Annotated in this window: 21 protein-coding genes; 10 read left to right on the top strand and 11 right to left on the bottom strand. The window is 66.1% G+C overall.

Translation table 11 applies throughout. The features are described 5' to 3' along the window. Positions 1–6 precede the first annotated feature (6 nt). Positions 7–1122 (top strand): agmatine deiminase family protein, encoded by a 1116-nt coding sequence (locus ACNQR1_RS06575; RefSeq protein WP_418044896.1) that lies wholly within the window; start codon positions 7–9, stop codon positions 1120–1122. Here the strand turns inward: ACNQR1_RS06575 and ACNQR1_RS06570 are convergent. The 3 genes from ACNQR1_RS06570 to ACNQR1_RS06560 form a co-directional block, all read right to left on the bottom strand. After that, complete coding sequence (locus ACNQR1_RS06570) at positions 1119–1958, bottom strand: class I SAM-dependent methyltransferase (protein ID WP_418044894.1); 840 nt, start codon at positions 1956–1958, stop codon at positions 1119–1121. The two genes, ACNQR1_RS06575 and ACNQR1_RS06570, sit on opposite strands and share 4 nt — an antisense overlap. 102 nt (positions 1959–2060) lie before the next feature. After that, positions 2061–3182, bottom strand: a complete 1122-nt coding sequence (locus tag ACNQR1_RS06565) for an NAD(P)H-dependent flavin oxidoreductase (protein WP_418044892.1) — start codon at positions 3180–3182, stop codon at positions 2061–2063. Further along, positions 3182–4870: an acyl-CoA synthetase gene (locus ACNQR1_RS06560; RefSeq protein ID WP_418044890.1), complete on the bottom strand. Its 1689-nt coding sequence runs from the start codon at positions 4868–4870 to the stop codon at positions 3182–3184. Before ACNQR1_RS06560 ends, ACNQR1_RS06565 begins: the two co-directional genes overlap by 1 nt. A gap of 33 nt (positions 4871–4903) precedes the next feature. Here ACNQR1_RS06560 and ACNQR1_RS06555 point away from each other — a divergent pair, with 33 nt between their 5' ends. Continuing rightward, complete coding sequence (locus tag ACNQR1_RS06555) at positions 4904–5704, top strand: crotonase/enoyl-CoA hydratase family protein (RefSeq protein ID WP_090426388.1); 801 nt, start codon at positions 4904–4906, stop codon at positions 5702–5704. A gap of 80 nt (positions 5705–5784) precedes the next feature. On the opposite strand, the gene ACNQR1_RS06550 is transcribed toward ACNQR1_RS06555, so the two are convergent. The 4 genes from ACNQR1_RS06550 to ACNQR1_RS06535 form a co-directional block, all read right to left on the bottom strand. Continuing rightward, positions 5785–6123, bottom strand: coding sequence for a hypothetical protein (locus tag ACNQR1_RS06550; protein ID WP_418044888.1), 339 nt, complete (start codon positions 6121–6123; stop codon positions 5785–5787). 143 nt (positions 6124–6266) lie between these two features. Further along, on the bottom strand, positions 6267–7472 hold the full coding sequence (locus tag ACNQR1_RS06545; RefSeq protein ID WP_418044886.1) for a cytochrome P450: 1206 nt from the start codon (positions 7470–7472) through the stop codon (positions 6267–6269). Beyond that, positions 7469–8149, bottom strand: a complete 681-nt coding sequence (locus ACNQR1_RS06540; RefSeq protein WP_418050297.1) for an acetoacetate decarboxylase family protein — start codon at positions 8147–8149, stop codon at positions 7469–7471. The genes ACNQR1_RS06545 and ACNQR1_RS06540 overlap by 4 nt, the downstream gene beginning before the upstream one ends. A 193-nt stretch (positions 8150–8342) precedes the next feature. Beyond that, positions 8343–9374 carry an LLM class F420-dependent oxidoreductase gene (locus tag ACNQR1_RS06535; protein WP_418044884.1) on the bottom strand — a complete coding sequence of 344 codons (1032 nt, stop codon included), beginning with the start codon at positions 9372–9374 and terminating at the stop codon, positions 8343–8345. A gap of 58 nt (positions 9375–9432) precedes the next feature. Between ACNQR1_RS06535 and ACNQR1_RS06530 the strand changes: the two genes are divergently transcribed. Genes ACNQR1_RS06530 through ACNQR1_RS06510 form a run of 5 tightly spaced genes read left to right on the top strand, consistent with a single transcriptional unit; the run spans position 9433 to position 14025 of the window. Next, positions 9433–10440, top strand: a complete 1008-nt coding sequence (locus ACNQR1_RS06530) for a Zn-ribbon domain-containing OB-fold protein (protein WP_418044882.1) — start codon at positions 9433–9435, stop codon at positions 10438–10440. A gap of 11 nt (positions 10441–10451) precedes the next feature. Then, positions 10452–11507 carry a thiolase domain-containing protein gene (locus ACNQR1_RS06525; protein ID WP_418044880.1) on the top strand — a complete coding sequence of 352 codons (1056 nt, stop codon included), beginning with the start codon at positions 10452–10454 and terminating at the stop codon, positions 11505–11507. Continuing rightward, entirely contained in the window at positions 11507–12691 is a 1185-nt protein-coding gene (locus tag ACNQR1_RS06520) for a thiolase domain-containing protein (RefSeq protein ID WP_418044878.1), read from the top strand. The genes ACNQR1_RS06525 and ACNQR1_RS06520 overlap by 1 nt, the downstream gene beginning before the upstream one ends. A gap of 34 nt (positions 12692–12725) precedes the next feature. Further along, positions 12726–13604 (top strand): TIGR03619 family F420-dependent LLM class oxidoreductase, encoded by an 879-nt coding sequence (locus ACNQR1_RS06515; protein ID WP_418050296.1) that lies wholly within the window; start codon positions 12726–12728, stop codon positions 13602–13604. A 1-nt stretch (position 13605) separates the two neighbouring features. Then, the gene (locus ACNQR1_RS06510) at positions 13606–14025 is read left to right on the top strand and encodes a nuclear transport factor 2 family protein (protein ID WP_418044876.1); all 420 of its coding nucleotides are present in this window, start codon (positions 13606–13608) and stop codon (positions 14023–14025) included. Here the strand turns inward: ACNQR1_RS06510 and ACNQR1_RS06505 are convergent. Next, positions 14022–14546: a gamma carbonic anhydrase family protein gene (locus ACNQR1_RS06505; RefSeq protein WP_418050295.1), complete on the bottom strand. Its 525-nt coding sequence runs from the start codon at positions 14544–14546 to the stop codon at positions 14022–14024. The genes ACNQR1_RS06510 and ACNQR1_RS06505 overlap by 4 nt on opposite strands. A 61-nt stretch (positions 14547–14607) precedes the next feature. Between ACNQR1_RS06505 and ACNQR1_RS06500 the strand changes: the two genes are divergently transcribed. The 3 genes from ACNQR1_RS06500 (at position 14608) to ACNQR1_RS06490 (ending at position 16987) form a co-directional block, all read left to right on the top strand. Beyond that, positions 14608–15243 carry a hypothetical protein gene (locus ACNQR1_RS06500; RefSeq protein ID WP_418044874.1) on the top strand — a complete coding sequence of 212 codons (636 nt, stop codon included), beginning with the start codon at positions 14608–14610 and terminating at the stop codon, positions 15241–15243. Between the two features lie 107 nt (positions 15244–15350). Further along, positions 15351–16514: a Rieske 2Fe-2S domain-containing protein gene (locus ACNQR1_RS06495; RefSeq protein WP_418044873.1), complete on the top strand. Its 1164-nt coding sequence runs from the start codon at positions 15351–15353 to the stop codon at positions 16512–16514. Then, positions 16514–16987: a hypothetical protein gene (locus tag ACNQR1_RS06490; protein WP_418044871.1), complete on the top strand. Its 474-nt coding sequence runs from the start codon at positions 16514–16516 to the stop codon at positions 16985–16987. Before ACNQR1_RS06495 ends, ACNQR1_RS06490 begins: the two co-directional genes overlap by 1 nt. Here the strand turns inward: ACNQR1_RS06490 and ACNQR1_RS06485 are convergent. From ACNQR1_RS06485 to ACNQR1_RS06475, 3 genes are read right to left on the bottom strand one after another with little or no spacing between them, the layout of a single operon-like run. Next, on the bottom strand, positions 16984–18006 hold the full coding sequence (locus ACNQR1_RS06485; protein WP_418044869.1) for a TIGR03617 family F420-dependent LLM class oxidoreductase: 1023 nt from the start codon (positions 18004–18006) through the stop codon (positions 16984–16986). The two genes, ACNQR1_RS06490 and ACNQR1_RS06485, sit on opposite strands and share 4 nt — an antisense overlap. 15 nt (positions 18007–18021) lie before the next feature. Beyond that, a complete protein-coding gene (locus ACNQR1_RS06480; protein WP_418044867.1) occupies positions 18022–19170 on the bottom strand; it encodes a sulfotransferase family protein in 1149 nt (382 codons plus the stop codon). Beyond that, on the bottom strand, positions 19167–19949 hold the full coding sequence (locus ACNQR1_RS06475) for an SDR family oxidoreductase (protein WP_036442257.1): 783 nt from the start codon (positions 19947–19949) through the stop codon (positions 19167–19169). Before ACNQR1_RS06475 ends, ACNQR1_RS06480 begins: the two co-directional genes overlap by 4 nt. Positions 19950–19952: the final 3 nt, after the last annotated feature.

Here is a 19952-nt window from a genome sequence, read left to right as displayed (position 1 = left end):
GCGGCGATGCTGAGGCGGCAGTTCTTCCGGTCAGGCGCGGTCGTGATCGGTGCGGCCCTGGCCGCGGGGTGCACCGAGCCCGCCGGCGGTGAGCGCGACCCCGCCGGCGAGGATCACCGCACCTGGCGCATGCCCGACGAAGGCGACCCGCACAAACGGACCTGGATGGCGTTCGGTGCCGACGAGGCGATCTGGGGTGCTGCGCTGCTGGGAGAAGTCCGGCGGAACCTCGCGACGATCGCCCAGGCGATCGCGCAGTTCGAGCCCGTCACGATGTTGGTCCGCGCCGAGGAGCACGATCTGGCACGGGAGATCGTCGGGCCCACGGTGGAATTGGTGGAGGCGCCGCTCGACGATCTGTGGATGCGCGACACCGGGCCGGTGTTCGTAACGGGCAACGGCACTAAGGCCGGCATCAACTTCAACTTCAACGGCTGGGGGGAGAAGCAGGAGTTCGATCACGATGCCGGTGTCGCCGACTTCGTGGCGGCCCGGGCAGGTGTCGAGGCGCTACCCACCGACCTCGTCCTCGAGGGCGGTGGCATCGAGGTGGATGGCGAGGGCACCGCGCTGATCACCGAGAGCTGCGTGCTCAACGACAACCGGAACCCGGGCTGGTCGAAAGCCGATGTCGAGGACGAGCTTCGGCCGCTGCTCGCGCTCGACAAGATCATCTGGCTGCCCGGCATCGCGGACAAGGACATCACCGACGGTCACACCGACTTCTACGCGCGCTTCGCCCCGCCCGGGATGGTCTTGGCCGGATTCGACCCGGACCCGGCGTCCTGGGACCACGATGTGACCAAGCGCCATCTCGACATCCTCAAGACCGCGACGGACGCCAAGGGCCGCAAGCTGGAGGTTCTCGTGCTCGAAGCGCCGAGTGTCGTCCGGCCCGAATTCGAATCCGACGATTTCGCGGCAGGCTACATCAACTTCTACGTCTGCAACGGCGCGGTGATCGCACCTGAGTTCGGTGATCCGCAAGCCGATACCGCGGCCCGGCAGAAATTGGAGCAGCTCTTCCCCAGCCGCCGGGTCGTGCAGATCAACATCGATGCCATCGCCGCCGGCGGGGGCGGCATCCACTGCACCACCCAACAGGAGCCTGTCTCCTACTAGCTCCTGGGACGCCGCGCGACAACGGCGAAGTTCAGCGGGATCTGCGGCGACCCCGGCGGCAGGGCCCAGCCCTGAGGGCAGGCCACGAACGCCGGGAAAGCCCGCCAGTCCATGTATGGCAGTTCGGCCAGAGCCTCGATGACGAGCCCGGCCTGCAGCAGGGACGTGATGACCTCGGACAGGTCGTGGCGCCATTCGTGGTTACGCACATGGGTGATCTGTCCGGCCGAGTTCTCGGTGTAAGTACCTGCGTCGTCATAGGTCCGGGCACCGCCGCCGCTGAGGTAGTCGTCGGTGATCTCCCACGGTTCGAAGTCCATCGCCCCGAGGATCGGATGATCGTCGCGGATCAGGAACACCCCGCCCGGCTCGAGCAGATCGTGGATCGATCGCGCCCAGTTGACGAGTTCGGGCAGCCACACGATGGTTCCGGTGCTGGTCACCACGGTCTCGAAGCGGCGCTGGATCAGCGTCGAGGCGAACCGGGCATCGCCCTCGACCCAGGTGATCTCACGGCCGTCGGCCGCCGCGATCCTGGCCGCGTGCCGCAACGAGTTCGGCGACAGGTCGACGCCGTGCACATCGCGCGCTCCCAGCCTGGCCCAGGACACGGTGTCGGTGCCGATGTGGCACTGCAGGTGCAGCAGTGAACGGCCCCGCACCCCGGTGTCCGGCAGGTGTGGCGCGAGCACCTCGAAGTCGTTGCGCACCACCCAGGAGATATCGGTGGGATCGGCCAGAAACCCTGCCACGTCATACATCTCGGACCGGGCATGAATGTCGGCCCGGTCGTCCCAGTTGGCACGGTTCGCCGCGAGAGCGTCCGCTACATTCACCAGCCCAACCATACCGAACTCAACGACATCGAGCCTGCGCCCAGATCGCGAAATCGTGCGAAATCGCGATCTGGACGCAGGCTCGACGCGCTACGTGCAGACTCAGCTTCCGGCGATACCGTCCAGCCGCTTGGTCGCGGCCTCGAAACCGCTCACCAGTTCGCCGATGATGTCGGCGACCGGGCGGATCTCGTTCATCCGGCCCACGATCTGGCCCACCGGCATCGACACGGTGTCGGGGTTGTCCGACTCGTTCATGCGCTGATGCGCCTCGCTGACCAGGATGTTCTGCAGCGGCATCGGCAACGGCTCGGGTGCGTCCGGGGCATCCCAGGCGTCGGTCCACTTGGTCTTGAGCAGCCGGGCCGGCTTGCCGGTGTAGATCTTGCGGCGCACGGTGTCGGCGGTGGTGGCCTTGAGCAGGGCCTCCTGGATCGTGGAGGTGCCGCCGGGCAGCCGGTGGCCCAGGTCGTATTCGGCTGCGGTCAGGAATGCCGATCCCATCCACACACCCGAGGCGCCGAGCGCCAGCGCAGCCGCGACCTGCTTGCCGGTGCCGATACCGCCGGCGGCCAGCACCGGGGCCTTACCGTCAAGGGCGTCAACGATTTCCGGCCACAGCACCATGGAGCCGATCTCACCGGTGTGCCCACCGGCCTCGTGGCCCTGGGCGACGACGATGTCCACGCCGTTCTCCACGTGGCGCAGCGCATGCTTGGCGCTGCCTGCCAGTGCCGCCACCGGAACACCCGCGGCGTGCGCCTGTTCGATGACGTCATTGGGCGGTGAACCCAAAGCGTTGGCGATCAGCTTGATCGGGTGCTTGAGCGCGACCTCGACGTGGCTGCGGGCCACCGAGTGCAACCAGCCCAGCACACCCTCGTTACGCTCCTCGTCCGCCGGCAACGGCGGAACACCAAGATCGGCAAGGGTTTTCGCGACGAAGTCGCGGTGGCTCTGCGGGATGAGCTTGTTGATGTCGACGGCCGTACCCTCGGTCGGGATCTTGGCCGGCATCACGATATCGACGCCGTAAGGCTTACCGCCGGTGTTGGCGTCCATCCACTGCAGCACCTCTTCGAGGTCGTCGGCGTCGTTGAACCGCACGCAGCCCAGCACACCCAGACCGCCGGCCTTGCTGACCGCGGCGGCCACCTTCTCCGACGGGGTGAAGACGAAGATCGGGTATTCGATCCCGAATTTTTCGCAGAGATCGGTCTTCATTACTGCTTCGCTCCCACGTGATTCGCGTGCACCTCGTCGGCGGCACGCTCCTCGGTCTGATCCTTGGCCCACCGGTAGTCGGGCTTGCCCGCCGGCGAGCGCTTGACCTCGTCGACCAGCCACAGGCTGCGCGGCACCTTGTAGCCGGCGATCTCGCTGCGCACGAAGGTGTCGAGGTCTGCCAGGGTCGGGCGGCTGCCCTCACGCGGCTGCACGACGGCGGCCACGTGCTGGCCGAAGCGCTCGTCGGGCACACCGACCACGAGCGCGTCGAAAACGTCGGGGTGGCCCTTGAGCGCGGCCTCGACCTCTTCGGGGTAGATTTTCTCGCCACCGGAGTTGATCGACACCGAGCCGCGGCCCAGCATGGTCACGCTGCCGTCGGCCTCGACCTCGGCGTAGTCACCGGGGATGGCGTAGCGGACCCCGTTGTAGGTGCGGAAGGTCTCGGCGGTCTTCTTCTCGTCCTTGAAGTAGCCGACGGGGATGTGGCCGCACTTGGCGATGATGCCGCGCACGCCCGAGCCCGGGACCACCTCGTTGCCGTCTTCGTCGAGCACCTTGGTGTTCTTGTCGATGGTCACGCGCGGGCCACCGGTGTGGCTCTGTCCCTTGGCGACCACGGAGGTACCGCCGAAGCCGGTCTCCGAGGATCCGATCGAGTCGGTGATGATCCGGTTGGGCAGCAGCTCCAGGAACTTCTCCTTGAGGCTGGTAGAGAACAGGGCCGCGGTGCTGGCCAGCAGGAACAGCGACGACAGGTCGTACTGGTTGCCTGCGTCCTGGTGGGCCAGCAGCGCGTCGAGCAGCGGCCGGGCCATCGCATCGCCGGTGAAGAACAGCAGATTGACCTTGTGCTCGTGGATCATCCGCCAGGCGGCATCGGCATCGAACTCCGGCATCAGCACCACGGTGTGACCGGTGAACAGCGCCATCCAGGTGGCCGACTGGGTCGCGCCGTGGATCATCGGCGGGATGGGCAGCCGGATCATCGGCGGGTTGGCGACCGCCTGCTTGGACAGGTCGTATTCGTCGGCGATGGGCTCGCCGGTGGCGAAGTCGGTGCCGCCGAACAGCACCCGGTAGATGTCCTCGTGACGCCACATGACGCCCTTGGGGAATCCGGTGGTCCCGCCCGTGTAGAGCAGGTAGATGTCGTCTTCGCTGCGCGGCCCGAAGTCCCGCTCGGGCGAGCTGTCGGCGATGGCCGAGTAGAACTCGACACCGCCGTACCGCTGGTAGTCGTCGTCTGATCCGTCCTCCACCACGAGGACGGTCTTGACCAGGGGCGTCTCGGGCAGCACGTTGGCCACGCGGTCGGCGTAGCGGCGCTCGTGGATCAGCGCGACCATGTCCGAGTTCTCGAACAGGTACTTCAGCTCGCCCTCGACGTAGCGGAAGTTGACGTTGACCAGGATCGCGCCGGCCTTCACGATGCCCAGCATCCCGATGACGATCTCGATGCGGTTGCGACAGTAGAGGCCGACCTTGTCGTCCTTCTTCACACCCTGGGAGATCAGATAGTGGGCCAGGCGGTTGGCCTTCTCCTCCAACTGCGCATAGGTCAGCTGTTCGTCGCCACAGATCAGGGCGACACGGTCAGGCACAGCGTCGATGGCGTGCTCGGCAAGATCGGCAATATTCAGAGCCACAGAACCTAAACTAGAACGTGTTACATTTCGATACAAGTCTGGGTTGAAAATGCAGAGGAGCCGACACCTGTGAGCGATACCGAAAAGGGGCCCGACGCCCTCATTGAGCAGCGCGGACACACCCTGATCCTGACGCTGAACCGGCCCGAGGCGCGCAACGCGCTTTCCACCGAGATGCTCTCGATCATGGTCGAGGCCTGGGACCGCGTCGACAACGATCCGGAGATCCGCACCTGCATCCTCACCGGCGCCGGCGGTTACTTCTGCGCGGGCATGGACCTCAAGGGCGCCACCAAGAAGCCGCCGGGCGATTCCTTCAAGGACGGCAGCTACGACCCGTCACGCATCGACGGTCTGCTCAAGGGCCGTCGGCTCACCAAGCCGCTGATCGCCGCGGTTGAGGGCCCGGCCATCGCGGGCGGCACCGAGATCCTGCAGGGCACCGATATCCGCGTCGCCGGAGAGAGCGCGAAGTTCGGCATCTCCGAGGCCAAGTGGAGCCTGTACCCGATGGGTGGCTCGGCGGTGCGCCTGGTTCGCCAGATTCCGTACACCATCGCGTGCGACATGCTGCTGACCGGACGGCACATCACCGCCGCCCAGGCGCTCGAGTACGGCCTGATCGGTCATGTGGTGCCGGACGGCACCGCGCTGGACAAGGCCCTGGAGATCGCTGAGGTCATCAACAACAACGGCCCGCTGGCCGTGCAGGCCATCCTCAAGACCATCCGCGAGACCGAGGGCATGCACGAGAACGAGGCGTTCAAGCCCGACACCGCCAACGGCATCCCGGTGTTCCTGTCCGCCGACGCCAAGGAAGGCCCCCTGGCCTTCAAGGAGAAGCGCGCGCCGGTCTTCCAGATGAAATAGCTCTGGCCGTCAAAGGCACGAACTGAGGCCCTGCTCGATGGTTCGAGCAGGGCCTCAGTCTGTTTCAGGTTGTCAACGCCCTAACGCCAATGCCCGGGTGGCGGCGGGCCCCAATGCCCCGGCGGCGGGGGCGGCGGCCCCCAGAACCGCGGCGGTGGCGGCGGCCCCCAGAACGGTGGTGGCGGTGGCGGGGGCGGCCCCCAGAACGGCGGGGGCGGTGGCGGCGGTGGCGGGCCCCACGGCCGCAACGGCGGCGCGGGGAACGAGGACAGCGGAGCCGGTGCCCCGAGCTGAACGCTCGTGGGCGCCGGGACCGGCGCCGCATTGGCCTGCGCGGCAATTCCGATGGCGCCGGCCAACAACGCCCCGCCCAGCACCACGCCGCTCAACACATTTCGCCCAGTTGAATGTCGTGCCATCTCGTGCACTCCTCTAATCGTCGCGTCATATCCCCCGATATCGCGAGACTATCTAATTAGATTCGCTATGCGAAACCTGAGAGGACGTTGCACAGCGAACACTTAACCAGGACATAGGAATACACAGCCGGCGCGGCTGGCGGCTAGGCCCCCAGCGGCGCCGTGGGGCTGAAGACGACCGGCATGGCCTCCGGCCCGCTGACGAAGTTGGCCGGGCGCAGTGGCACGTGCGCGCCGTCGGCCAGCCGCAGATCCGGCAGGCGCTGCAACAGCCGGGAGACCATGAGCCGCAGTTCCAGTCGAGCCAGCTGATTGCCCAGGCAGAAGTGGGTGCCGAAACCGAATGCCAAGTGGCTGTTGGGGTTCCGGTCGATCCGGAACTCATCCGGGTTGTCGAACACCTCTTCGTCGAAGTTGGCCGATTCGAACATCAGCATGACCTTCTCGCCGGCCTTCAACTCGGTGCCGTGGAACGTGGTGTCGGCGGTCAGGGTGCGGCACATGTTCTTCACCGGCGAGGTCCAGCGCAGCATCTCCTCGATCGCGCCGGGGAGTTTCTCCGGATCAGCCACCAACGCATCCCACTGATCACGGTGGCGCAGAAGCTGTTCCACCCCACCCGAGAGGGTGTGCCGGGTGGTTTCATCCCCACCGATGAGGATCAGCAGCGTCTCCATGACGATCTCGTCGTCGGTCATCCGCTGGCCCTCGACCTCGGCGTTGACCAGGATCGAGAACAGGTCGTCCGTCGGGTTGGCCCGACGCTTGGTGATCTCCTCCATGGTGAAAGCCGTGTAGGCGGCGAAGGTTTCCATCAGCTTCTGGATCACGGTCTCGTCGACGTGCGAGGACAGCCCGCACACCAGGTCGTCAGACCACTTCAGCAGCATGTCGCGCTCCTGGGGCAACACGCCGAGCATGTCGCCGATGACCGCCATCGGCAGCGGCGCGGCGATATCCCGCACGAAGTCGCATTCCCCGCGTTCACACACCGCATCGATCAGGGTGTCGCACAGCTTCTCGATCGAGGGCACCTTGTCCATCACGCGCTTGCGTGTGAAGCCGGAGTTGACCAGCTTGCGGCGCAACACATGTGCGGGATCGTCCATGTCGATCATGTACGGCATGCCGGGCTGGTCGGGCCGGATCCCACCGGTGGACGAGAACAGCTCGGGGTTCCGCTCAGCATCGAGCAAGGCCTGGTAGGTGGCGGCCGCGGCCAGTCCGTTGCGGTCGCGGAACACAGGCTCGTTGGCCCGCATCCATCGGTAGGCCTCCCGCGCGCCTCCGTCGGCATAGAAAGTGCCGTTGGTGAGGTCCACATCGGGCTTGAGCAGGACTTGGGTCACGAAATCTCCTTGGCGTCAGCAAACGTCATCTGCACATTGCGGACCGAGCTGGACAGCAACGCCCGTTTGGGCAGGCCCAGGGCCGCAAGTTCTTTGGCGTACGGGTGGTCCCCGAGCCGGATCCGGACCCCGCCCGGCCGGTACCGCACGCCGGAAAGCCGCATCTGGCCTTCGGTTTCGCGCAGGACACCGTCGAGGTGGGAGAAGGTGGACTGCACCTGGGGTTTGGCGGTGAACGCAGACGGCACCGGTAGGCCGGGCTTGAAGTCCATGCCCACTGCGAGCCGGCCGTCGATGCTCACGTCGAAGCTGAACGGGCCGCCCTCATGAAGGGTGAAGTCCGCCAGGACTTTCGGATAGCCCCAGATCTGCCGGCCGGCCTGCAAGGTGAACTCACCGTCGACCGGAAGGTGATGCACGAACGCACCCGCCGAGCCAAGGCCACGCAGGCCCGATTCCGCCGACCCGGGCCGGTTCACCATGACGTTGGTGCCGTACTCCAGGTACGGACCCAGATCACCGTCGATGTAGTGCATCAGCATCAACACGACCATCGCGCGGTTCGGCCGGTGCCGATACACACGCAGGCCGCTGTAGTCGATCATGCGCTGCGCGGCGTCGGCATCGACCGAAAACATCGCCATGTGCTGTTCGGCGGCACGGATCTGCACCGGCATCGTCAACACGGTGCCGAGGACAGTGTGTTGCGAGGGTCCGGAAGCGGGCGCACTGTGACTCACGCCATAAATCTAGAACCTCGAGTAGACAGGTTGCAACAAAGTGTCTACTCACCGGGAGCGAACAGACGCGGACGTACCCGAAACGCGCGTTCACGGGTACCGGCCCGTCTGCTCGCGGCTGGAGACAGGCCTACACGAGGGCTGCGAGGTCCTTGATCTGCTCGACGGAGCGGGCACCGACGACCATCATGGTCACGCCCGAGGCCTCCCAGGCCTTGATCTGCTCCTTGACGTAGTCGAGGTTACCGACGATCGCCGAGTCATCGACCAATTCGTCCGGGATGATCTTGGCGGCCTCATCTTTGCGGTCACTGCGGAAAAGTTTGGTGACGTCGTCGACGACCTCCGCGTACCCCATCCGGCGGTACACGTCGGCATGGAAGTTGGTGTCCTCGGCACCCATTCCACCCATGTACAGCGCCAGATGCGGCTTCATCAGCTCCATGATCGCGGGGCGGTCGTCGGTCACCACGACCTGCGCGGTGGCACAGATCTCGAAGGTTTCCCGGGTGCGCCGGGCGCCGGGGCGGGCGAAGCCCTCGTCCAGCCACTCGTTGTACATGCCCGCGATGCGCGGTGAGTAGAAGATCGGCAACCAACCGTCGGCGATCTCTGCGGCCAGCGCGACGTTCTTGGGGCCCTCGGCACCCAGCATCACCGGGATGTCCGCGCGCAGCGGATGAGTTATGGGCTTGAGGTTCTTGCCCAGCCCCGTGGTGCCCTCACCGGTCACCGGCAGCGGGTAGTGCGGGCCGTCGCTGTGTACCGGGGCTTCCCGGGCCCAGACCTGACGCAGGATGTCGATGTACTCGCGGGTGCGGGCCAGTGGCTTGGGGAACTTCGCGCCGTACCAACCCTCGACCACCTGCGGACCGGACACACCGAGGCCGAGGATGTGGCGGCCACCGGAGAGGTGGTCCAGCGTCAGCGCGGCCATCGCACACGCGGTCGGCGTCCGGGCAGACAGTTGGATGACCGAGGTACCCAGCCGCATGCGGGTGGTTTCCCGGCCCCACCAGGCCAGCGGGGTGTAGGCGTCCGAGCCCCAGGCCTCCGCGGTGAAGACGGTGTCGAAGCCCTCCGCCTCTGCTGCGGCGACGAGTTCGGCGTGGTTGGTCGGCGGCTGGGCGCCCCAGTATCCGAGTTGAAGACCCAACTTCATTAGCTCGCCTTTCCACACACGGTTGAAACCATTCTTAGAACCTGTTCTACTCGATGCTGTGACCACAGGCCAAAGCAGCCCGGTGCAGATCGACAAGCATGAGCGGCCCCTCTCGGCGCCGCTGAAGCTCTCATTCGACTACACCCGTTCAGTCGGACCGCTCCTGTCCCAGTTCTTCACCGCGCTACGCGATCGACGCATCGTCGGCGTACGCGGATCGGACGGCCGGGTGCACGTTCCACCCGCTGAGTATGACCCCGTCACGTATGCGGCCCTGACCGAGGTGGTGCCGGTCAGCGCGGTCGGCACGGTGCAGTCCTGGACCTGGCAGTCGACGCCGCTGGAGGGCCAGCCGCTGGACCGGCCGTTCGCCTGGGCGCTGATCAAACTCGACGGCGCCGACACGCCACTGCTGCACGCCGTCAATGCACCCGAAGGCTCACTCAAGACCGGCGACCGGGTGCACGCGCACTGGATCGACGAACCGGTCGGCGCGATCACCGACATCGCGTACTTCCTGCCCGGGGACGAAGAAGAAGAATCGGTGCCGCCCGCCTCGGACGACCGCGAGCCGGTCGCGGTGCAGGTGACTCCCAGCTTCATCGAGATCCAGCACACCGCGTCCCTGCCCGAGACCACGTTCCTCAAGGCGCTGCAGGAGGGCAAGCTGCTGGGCGGCCGGAGCCGCAGCGGTCGCGACGGACAGCCGGGCAAGGTGTACTTCCCGCCGAAGGAGGCGGATCCCGCGACCGGTCTGGCGCTCGACGAGTTCATCGAGCTGCCGGACAAGGGCACCGTCACCACCTTCGCGGTCATCAACATCCCGTTCCCCGGGCAGCGCATCAAGCCGCCCTATGTCGCGGCGTATGTCTTGCTAGACGGCGCCGACATCCCGTTCCTGCATCTGGTCACCGAGATCGATCCTGCGGATGTGCGGATGGGTATGCGGGTGCAAGCCGTGTGGAAGCCCAGCGAGGAATGGGGCCTGGGCATCGACAACATCGACTACTTCAAGCCCACCGGCGAACCCGACGCCGACTACGACTCCTACAAGCACCACCTCTGAGAGAGCACCTGATGACTGATGTAGCAGTGGTGGGCTTCGCACATGCGCCCCACGTCCGCCGGACCGACGGCACCACGAACGGCGTCGAGATGCTGATGCCGTGTTTCCACAAGCTGTACGAGGAGCTCGGTCTGAAGCAGACCGATATCGGCTTCTGGTGCTCGGGATCTTCGGATTACCTTGCCGGTCGTGCCTTCTCGTTCATCTCGGCGATCGACTCGATCGGCGCGATCCCGCCCATCAACGAGTCGCACGTCGAAATGGACGCGGCCTGGGCGCTCTACGAGGCCTACATCAAGCTGCTGACCGGGCAGGTCGAGACCGCGCTGGTGTATGGCTTCGGAAAGTCCTCGGCGGGTGTGCTGCGCCGGGTGCTGGCCCTGCAGACCGATCCCTACACTGTCGCGCCACTGTGGCCGGATTCGGTGTCGATGGCCGGACTGCAGGCGCGCGCAGGCTTGGACGCAGGCAAGTGGACCGCCGAGCAGATGGCCCAGGTGGCACTGGATTCATACGCCGCAGGCGGGCGCACCGACAAGGAAGAAGTCACCGGGAGCATCGACGACCTGCTCTCGCGGCCCTTCTTCGCCGACCCGCTGCGCCGCCACGACATCGCACCGATCACCGACGGCGCGTCGGCGATCGTGCTCGCAGCCGGCGACCGGGCCCGCGAACTGCGCGAAAACCCCGCCTGGATCACCGGTTTCGAGCACCGCATCGAGACGCCGATCCTGGGCGCGCGCGACCTGACCGTCTCGACCTCTACCGCCGCTTCGGCGCAGGCCGCCACTGGTGGTGACGCGAGCTCGATCGAGGTGGCCGAGATCTACGCTCCGTTCACGCATCAGCAGCTAATCCTCACCGAGGCCATCGGGCTGGGCTCGAACACGAAGGTGAACCCGTCCGGCGGCGCGCTGGCCGCCAACCCGATGTTCTCGGCCGGGCTGGAGCGCATCGGCTTTGCCGCTCGGCACATCTTCGAGGGCTCGGCCCAGCGCGTCCTGGCGCACGCCACCAGCGGCCCTGCGCTGCAACAGAATCTCGTCGCCGTCCTGGAGGGCAAATAATGGGCAAACAGCTCGCCGCGGTCCTGGGGACCGGGCAGACGAAGTACGTCGCCAAGCGCCACGACGTGTCGATGAACGGCCTGGTGCGTGAGGCCATCGACAAGGCACTCGCCGATTCGGGCTCGACGATGGCCGACATCGATGCCGTGGTGGTCGGCAAGGCGCCCGACTTCTTCGAGGGCGTGATGATGCCCGAGCTGTTCATGGCCGACGCCACCGGGGCGACCAACAAGCCGCTGATCCGCGTGCACACCGCGGGCTCCGTGGGTGGCTCGACCGCGATCGTGGCGGCCAGCCTGGTGCAGTCGGGTAAGTACAAGCGCGTGCTGACCATGGCCTGGGAGAAGCAGTCCGAGTCGAACGCCATGTGGGCGTTGAGCATTCCGGTGCCCTTCACCAAGCCCGTCGGCGCCGGCGCAGGCGGCTACTTCGCCCCGCACATCCGCGCCTACATCCGTCGCTCCGGCGCCCCCAACCACATCGGGGCCATCGTGGCGGTCAAAGACCGGCTCAACGGGGCCAAGAATCCCTTGGCTCATCTGCACCAGCCCGACATCACCGTCGAGAAGGTGATGTCCTCGCCGATGCTGTGGGACCCGATCCGCTACGACGAGACCTGTCCGTCCTCGGATGGTGCTGCGGCGATGGTGATCGGGAACGAGGAAGCCGCCGAAGCCCATCTTTCCAACGGGCATCCCGTTGCGTGGATCCACGCCACGGCGTTGCGCACCGAACCGCTGGCCTACTCCGGTCGCGACCAGGTGAACCCGCAGGCCGGTCGCGATGCGGCCGCCGCGTTGTGGCGCGATGCCGGCATCACCAGCCCGATCGACGAGATCGATGCGGCCGAGGTGTACGTGCCGTTCTCCTGGTACGAGCCGATGTGGTTGGAGAACCTCGGTTTTGCCGCCGAGGGCGACGGCTGGAAGCTCACCGAGGCCGGCGAGACGGCGATCGGCGGCAGGATCCCGTTCAACGCTTCCGGCGGTGTGCTGAGCTCGAACCCGATCGGCGCATCGGGCATGATCCGCTTCGCCGAGTCGGCGATCCAGGTGATGGGCAAGGCAGGCGACCATCAGGTCGAGGGCGCCCGCAAGGCGCTGGGCCATGCCTACGGCGGCGGCGCGCAGTACTACTCGATGTGGGTGGTGTCGAGCGACAAACCCGGCAAGCCGGCGTCATGACGCCGACGAGCGCTCGCGCGAGGAGCCATCGATGATGAAGTACACGCTCAGCGTGGCCATGGGCCCGCTGGAGCACCTGACAGGATTGGCCCGCACCGCCGAGGAAGTCGGGTTCGATTCGATCGCACTGCCCGACTCGCTGTTCTACATGGAGAAGCAGGCCGCGGACTATCCGTACACCCCGGATGGTTCGCGGATGTGGAACGCCGAGACGCCGTGGGTCGATCCGTTGATCGCGGCGGCGTCCATGGGTGCGGCGACCTCGACGCTGCGGTTCTACACCAACGTCATGAAGCTCGGGTCACGTAACCCGCTGTTGCTGGCCCGCCAGGTCGGCTCAGTGGCCAACCTGACCAACAACCGCTTCGGGTTCGGTGTCGGGATCGGCTGGGCACCAGAGGAATTCGAATGGTGCGGCGTTCCGTTCGCCAAGCGTGGAGCACGCGTCGACGAGATGATCGAGGTGCTCAAGCTCGTGCTCGGCGGCGGCATGGTCGAGTTCCACGGCGAGTTCTACGATTTCGAGCGTCTGCAGATGAGCCCGGCCCCGTCCGAGCCGGTGCCGTTCTACGTCGGTGGGCACACGCCGGTGGCACTCAAGCGAGCGGCCCGGATCGGTGACGGCTGGACCAGCGCGATGATGACCTGCGCCCAGCTGGCCGAGACCGTGACGGCGCTCAACAAGCTGCGCAGCGAATTCGGCCGGGCCGATGAGCCGTTCGAGTTCCAGGCGGTGTGTATCGACAAGTTCGATCTCGACGGGCACCGTGAGCTTGCCGAGGCCGGTATCACCGACAACATCGTCATCCCGTGGATGCTCGAGGGTCTTGGCTTCGACGCCCCGCTGGAGAAGAAGCAGGATTCGCTCAAGCGGTTCGCCGACACCTACATCCACTCAGGCTGGCAGGACTGACATGACCGTCACCGATCCTCAGCATCCAGCCCACTTGGCGGGCAAGCGGTCCCGGGACGCGGTTGCCGCCCGGGACAAGCAAACCTGGCTGGACAATTTCGCCGACGACGCGATCGTGCAGGATCCCATCGGGCCGTCGTTCTTCGACCCGGAAGGCAACGGCCACCGGGGTAAGGAAGCCATCGCGGCGTTCTGGGACAAGGCCATCGCCCCGACCGACAACCTCGAGTTCAACTTCGTCGACACCTTCCAGTGCGGCAACGAGGAAGCCAACATCGGCAGCATCGTCACCACCATGGGCGGGCACCGCATCACCACCCCGGGCGTCTTCACCTATCGCGCGAACGACGCGGGACAGCTGGTGGCCTTGCGGGCCTACTGGGAAGTGGACCGCGCGAGCGCCGAGAAGATCGAGGACTAGAGCTCGGCGAGCCCGGTCAGGTAGCGCCGGGCCAGCTCCCGGTATGCCGCCGGATTGGTCTGCACCCACGTCTGTGCGCCGGTGCCCGCGATGGGTCCGCGGATCTTCGCGGGTGCTCCGGTGACCAATACCTCATCGGGAATCTTGGTGCCCCCGACCACCAGTGAATGCGCTGCGATCAGGCTGCGCCGGCCGATCACCGCCCCGTCGAGCACCGTGCAGTGGTTGGCGATCAGCGCCTCCTCGCCCACGTGCGCGCCATGTACGACGCACATGTGGGCGACTGTGGCGCCGGGGCCGATGTCGACCGGGATCCCCGGTGGCGCATGTAGTACCGAACCGTCCTGGACGTTGGCGCCCTCGCGGATCACGATGGGCGCGAAGTCACCTCGCAGCACGGTGTTGAACCACACCGAGGCACCGGCCTCGACCGTCACGTTGCCGATCAGTGTTGCCGTCGGGGCCACGAACGCGCTTGGATCCACCACGGGCGCCCGGCCCTCGAACGAATACAGCGGCATCGTCCACATATACCGCAGGAAACCGGCTCCGGCGCAGCGACGCGTACCCTGAACAGTAACTATGTCGCTCACGACAACAAATCACCCCAGGTTCTTGATCTCCATCGGTCTTGCCGCGGCCGTCGTCGGCACGGCGGTCGCATGCTCCCCGGCCGGCGATTCGCCGAGTACGCCGTGGGTTGCCACACCGTCTACGTCGACATCGGCGGCGGCGCCGAAGTCGCCGAAAACCCAGGCATCCGACTACAGCCACCTGCTGCTGCAGGCCGAGGATGTCAGCATTCCGCCGGATGCGTTCACCGCCCGGTCCAGCAACGTCAACCCCGACGGTCAGTCCGGGGCCAGCGCGTTGTTCGTCAACGCCGACGACACCCGGGCGATCGCCGACACGATCCTGATCTACCCGGACGCAGCGACCGCGTCGGCAACGCTCAAGCAGGCCTCCGCGGCGGTGAGCACCATGGTCACCGGAGGTGAGCCACAACCGGTGCCGGTGGGTTCGAACGGCACCGTCATCTCGGGGACCGCCCCCGACGGCAAGAAGGCCGTGACGCTGTTGATGTACACCCAGGGCCGCGCGGTGGTGCGTCTGGAGTTCGACAGCAACCCGGACGACCCGGTGTCGCCGCAGACCGTGGCCAGTGTCGGCCGTATGCAACAGATCGCGCTGAGAATCGGCCTTCCGGAGCGTGAGTAACCCCCGCTGACAGTGGGTATGCCGCAGGTCACGCCTCAATTATTGCCAGGAGCCCTCAAAAAACTGTAACGTGTTCTAGTTAAGAGCACCGATACGGGAGGCCCACCGTGACTACCGAACATGCCGGCATCAGAGAGATCGACACCGGCGCCCTGCCAGACCGCTATGCGCGGGGTTGGCACTGCCTGGGACCGGTCAAGAACTTCCTTGACGGTCAGCCGCACTCTGTCGAGGCATTCGGCACCAAGCTGGTCGTGTTCGCCGATTCCCAGGGCGACCTGAAGGTCCTTGACGGCTACTGCCGGCACATGGGTGGCGACCTGTCGCAGGGAACCATCAAGGGTGACGCCGTGGCCTGCCCGTTCCACGACTGGCGATGGGGCGGCGACGGCAAGTGCAAGCTCGTCCCCTACGCCAAGCGCACCCCGCGGCTGGCCCGTACCCGGGCCTGGCACACCGACGTGCGCGGTGGCCTGCTGTTCGTCTGGCACGATCACGAGGGCAACGAGCCCCAGCCCGAGGTCCGGATCCCCGAGATCCCCGAGGCCGCCAGTGACGAATGGACCGAGTGGCAGTGGAACTCGATGTTGATCGAGGGCAGCAACTGCCGCGAGATCATCGACAACGTCACCGACATGGCGCACTTCTTCTACATCCACTTCGGCCTGCCGACGTACTTCAAGAACGTCTTCGAGGGCCACATCGCCTCGCAGTACCTGCACAACGTGGGCCGTCAGGACATCGGCGGTATGGGCACCCAGTACGGCGAGTCGCACCTGGACTCCGAAGCGTCCTACTTCGGACCGTCGTTCATGATCAACTGGCTGCACAACAACTACGCCGGTTACAAGGCCGAGTCGATCCTGATCAACTGCCACTACCCGGTGAGCCAAGACGCGTTCATGCTGCAGTGGGGCGTCATCGTCGAGAAGCCCAAGGGCATGGACGACAAGACCACCCAGAAGCTGGCCAACGCGATGACCGACGGTGTCAGCCAGGGCTTCCTGCAGGACGTGGAGATCTGGAAGCACAAGACCCGCATCGACAACCCGCTGCTGGTCGAGGAGGACGGCGCCGTCTACCAGATGCGTCGCTGGTACCAGCAGTTCTACGTCGACGTCGCCGACATCACTCCCGACATGACCGACCGTTTCGAGATGGAGATCGACACCACCGCGGCCAACGAGAAGTGGCATGTGGAGGTCGAGGAGAACCTGAAGGTCCAGGCCGAGGAGAAGGCGGCCGAGAAAGAAACGGCACAGTCCAGCTGATGACGACACGCAACGAGCGGAGCCAGGCGCCGGATGTGGACGACCTGGCCCGTTCGATGCTGTTGTTGCACGGCGCCCATGAGGACGACGACCATCACCCCGCCGGCAGCACTGCGCCCGGCGGATCCTGGGCCAAGGCACCGAATTTCGCATCCGATCCCGAACGTGCCGCCGCGGTCCGCGAGGCCAGCGCACGTGACCGCGAGCGCTATCTGACGTCAGGCCTGGTGTCCGTCGACTGCCGGTTCTGCCATGTTGCGGTCCAGGTGAAGAAGCTCAGCGCAGAACACACTTCGGTGCAGTGGAACTCTGAGGCGGTGCACCGCTGCGCAACCTTCGAGGAGATCCGTTCCAGCGGAGGAGATCCGGCCCGCGCGCGGTCATGTCCGCGGCTGACCGACAGCATCAGGCACGCGGTGGCCGAAGGGTGCCTCGAAGAGGTGTCCTCGGCGCCCTCACCCGGCGACGGCTAGTTCGCCCGCCGCAATTCGGCCACACAGGCTCCCAGCGATTCGTCGTCGGCTCCGTCGCCCAGCGGCGGCAGCACGATTCCGTTGGCGACATCGCCGAACCTGGCCTTCAGCATGGCCGGGATCTCGTCGTGACGTCCGCAGACCACCAGTTCGTCGAGAACGGAATCGGTCAGCACCGAAGGCAATTCGTCCCACAGCTCGGTTCGTACCAATGACCGCAGCCGGTCCGGGAGATCGGCCAGGCCGCGCCGGGCCAGACCGGTCGCGTACGCGGGCGTCGAGTACAGGAATGCCAACATCCGGCGCTGGCGTTCCCGTTCTCCGTCCACCGCCTCGTCCGTACGGCCGGTGGCGATCGCGGTCGAGGCGATGACAACCGGTTCGTCTGCTCTGCCTGACGTTTCGGCACCTCGCGCCAGCGCCGGACGCACCACCTCACGCAGGTAGCCGGGGTCCGAGTTGGTCGAGTGCGTGACGATTCCGCGCGCGACGCCACCGGCGAGTTCGCACATTCCGGCGTTCACCGCACCCAGCCAGATCGGTGGAGGCACCGCGTCACTCGGGCCGGGGTTGAAGTAGGGCTGCATCCGGGTCAGCCGGTAGTTCTCGCTCTCGAAATGCACTGTGCCGCCGGTGCGGAACGAATCGAACAGGGCAGCGAGCGCGCCCACGTAGTCCCGGAGCCGGGCAATCGGGTCGGTCCACTGCATGCCGTAGCGGTCGGCGATGTTCTGCTTGATCTGCGTTCCGAGGCCCAGCTCGAATCGTCCGCCGGACAGTACCGACAGATCCCAGGCCGTGTACGCCGTCAGCGTGGGGCTGCGCACGAATGCCAGTGTCACGGCGGTACGGACGGCGATGCGCGACGTGTGTTCGAGCGCCAGCAGCGAGACGGCCAGCGAATCGTGCACGGTCTCGGCGACGTGCAGGCCGTCGAAGCCCAGGCGCTCGGCCCGCCGCGCATAGTCCGCGGTTGCGGTCAGCGGCTTACGCGGGTCGAGCGCCAGGTAGACCTTCATCTCAGGGATTCGCCTCTACAGCCCCTTGAACCGCTCCTGGACCGTCTCGGAGGTCAACCCGTAGTCGGCCAGTGAGTAGGTGTGCTTCGGCGCCCGCGGGCCCTGCTTGCTGGCGTTGTGGCTGTCGATCATCGCCTGCCGTGCGGCGTCGGTGAAGTCCAGCCCGAACGTCCGGTAGATGCCCTCGACCGCACCGATCGGATTCTCGACGAACTCGAAGTAGTCGACGTCGCAGAACTGGGCCGGATCATGCTTGGCCCGTTCGGTGTTGAACAACTCCAGCCCGCGCGACCAGGTTTCCATGGAGTCTTCGCCGATCACGGTTCCGGTGAACGTGTTGGACCAGCCGGCCGTAGTGTGCTGCGCCAGCGAGCACATCGAGGCCATGATGGTCTCGGCCGGCCGGTGACACTGGACCACCAGCGCGTCCGGATACGTCGCGAACAGCGCGTCGAGGGCGAACAGATGACTGGGATTCTTGAGCACCCAGCGCTTTTCGGGCTCGTTGAGCCCGATCAGCTGCAGGTTCTTGCGGTGCCTGCGGTAGGGCTTGGTCCAGTCCTGACGGGCCAGCCACTGCGAGTAGGTCGGTACATGGGCCAGCGTCTCGTAGGACACCGAGTGCAACGACTGGCGTAGCAGCTGCCAGCATTCCTCGACCTCGTCGGCGGTCATGTAGTGCAGACCCGTGTAATCCGGGTTCTCTTCGTGCGCCTGCTTGAACCGGGCATCGAGCGCACTGAACACCGGATTGTCCGGCCAGGTTTCGCGCGGCGGTCGCGGCTGCGGGAACTCCGCCAGCCACATCTCCAGCCCCTGGTGCATCGGGTCTGCGGTCAGCAACCGGTGGATCACCGTGGTCCCGGTGCGCGGCAGACCGGTGACGAAGATCGGCCGCTCGATGGGCACGTCGACGTGCTGCGGGTACTGCTTGAACGCGGCTTCCGAGACGAGCCGGGCCACCAGCGCATTCCGGGTGAAGAAGCGCTGCATCTTGCTGCCGAGCTCGGTCAGGTCGGCATCGCGCTGGTAGGACTCCAGCAGCACCCCGAGCGCTTCGATGTAGTTGTCGTCGTCGGCGCCGAAATCCTCCAGACCGCAGGCCTTTACCGCCGAGGCGTGCAGATCCTCGACGGTGCCCACGTTGGTGCGCGGGGTGCTCATGCCTTGTATTCTCCGCAGTTCACGTCGAGGGCCTGACCGGTGATACCGCTGGACAGATCGCTGGCCATGAACAGGATCGCCGAGGCCACCTCGTCCTCGGTCGGCAGCCGCTTGAGATCGGACCCGGCCGCCGACGCGTTGTAGATCTGCTCCACGGTGGTGCCGTACTTCTGCGCCTGATGGTTGAAGTACCCCTCCAGAGTTTCACCCCAGATGTAGCCGGGCAGCACCGAGTTGACCCGAATGCCCTTCTCCCCCAATTCGGTTGCGAGGGTCTGCGACATGGACAGCAGGGCCGACTTGGCCATCTTGTAGGCGCCGTACTTGGCCTGCGAGTGCCGCACGACCATCGAATTGACGTTCACCACCGAGCCTTTGGCTGCTTCCAAGGCCGGAGTGAAGCCCTGGGTCATGCGCAGTGCGCCGAACACGGTCAGCTCGATCGCATCCCGCATGTGCTCGAAGGTGGTGTTCGCGAACGGCTTCATGGACGGCACCCGGAACGCGTTGTTGATCAACACGTCGGCCTTGCCATACTCCTCCATCGTGCGGGCCACCACGTTGGCGACCTGTTCCTCGTCGGTGATGTCGGTGCCCACCGCGAGCGCGCGACGGCCCAGCGCCGTCACCTCTTTGGCGACGTCCTCGAGCCGCTCCACCGTACGGGCGGCCAACACGAGGTCGGCGCCGTTCTCCGCACATCGGCGGGCCAGCGTCGTCCCGAGCCCGGGCCCGACCCCGCTGATCACCACTACCTTGCCATCGAGCAGTCCGGCCATCGG

The sequence above is a fragment of the Mycobacterium sp. 48b genome (genome assembly GCF_048282725.1).
Lineage (GTDB): Bacteria > Actinomycetota > Actinomycetes > Mycobacteriales > Mycobacteriaceae > Mycobacterium.
This window is presented reverse-complemented; position numbering and strand designations above follow the sequence as displayed.

Coding starts and splice junctions, on each gene's coding strand:
- ACNQR1_RS06475 (WP_036442257.1), bottom strand. CDS start 19,949: ATGGCCGGACTGCTCGATGGCAAGGTAGTGGTGATCAGCGGGGTCGGG.
- ACNQR1_RS06485 (WP_418044869.1), bottom strand. CDS start 18,006: ATGAAGGTCTACCTGGCGCTCGACCCGCGTAAGCCGCTGACCGCAACC.
- ACNQR1_RS06490 (WP_418044871.1), top strand. CDS start 16,514: ATGACGACACGCAACGAGCGGAGCCAGGCGCCGGATGTGGACGACCTG.
- ACNQR1_RS06575 (WP_418044896.1), top strand. CDS start 7: ATGCTGAGGCGGCAGTTCTTCCGGTCAGGCGCGGTCGTGATCGGTGCG.
- ACNQR1_RS06550 (WP_418044888.1), bottom strand. CDS start 6,123: ATGGCACGACATTCAACTGGGCGAAATGTGTTGAGCGGCGTGGTGCTG.
- ACNQR1_RS06525 (WP_418044880.1), top strand. CDS start 10,452: ATGACTGATGTAGCAGTGGTGGGCTTCGCACATGCGCCCCACGTCCGC.
- ACNQR1_RS06520 (WP_418044878.1), top strand. CDS start 11,507: ATGGGCAAACAGCTCGCCGCGGTCCTGGGGACCGGGCAGACGAAGTAC.
- ACNQR1_RS06505 (WP_418050295.1), bottom strand. CDS start 14,546: ATGCCGCTGTATTCGTTCGAGGGCCGGGCGCCCGTGGTGGATCCAAGC.
- ACNQR1_RS06565 (WP_418044892.1), bottom strand. CDS start 3,182: ATGAAGACCGATCTCTGCGAAAAATTCGGGATCGAATACCCGATCTTC.
- ACNQR1_RS06500 (WP_418044874.1), top strand. CDS start 14,608: ATGTCGCTCACGACAACAAATCACCCCAGGTTCTTGATCTCCATCGGT.
- ACNQR1_RS06510 (WP_418044876.1), top strand. CDS start 13,606: ATGACCGTCACCGATCCTCAGCATCCAGCCCACTTGGCGGGCAAGCGG.
- ACNQR1_RS06480 (WP_418044867.1), bottom strand. CDS start 19,170: ATGAGCACCCCGCGCACCAACGTGGGCACCGTCGAGGATCTGCACGCC.
- ACNQR1_RS06535 (WP_418044884.1), bottom strand. CDS start 9,374: ATGAAGTTGGGTCTTCAACTCGGATACTGGGGCGCCCAGCCGCCGACC.
- ACNQR1_RS06540 (WP_418050297.1), bottom strand. CDS start 8,149: ATGCCGGTGCAGATCCGTGCCGCCGAACAGCACATGGCGATGTTTTCG.
- ACNQR1_RS06515 (WP_418050296.1), top strand. CDS start 12,726: ATGAAGTACACGCTCAGCGTGGCCATGGGCCCGCTGGAGCACCTGACA.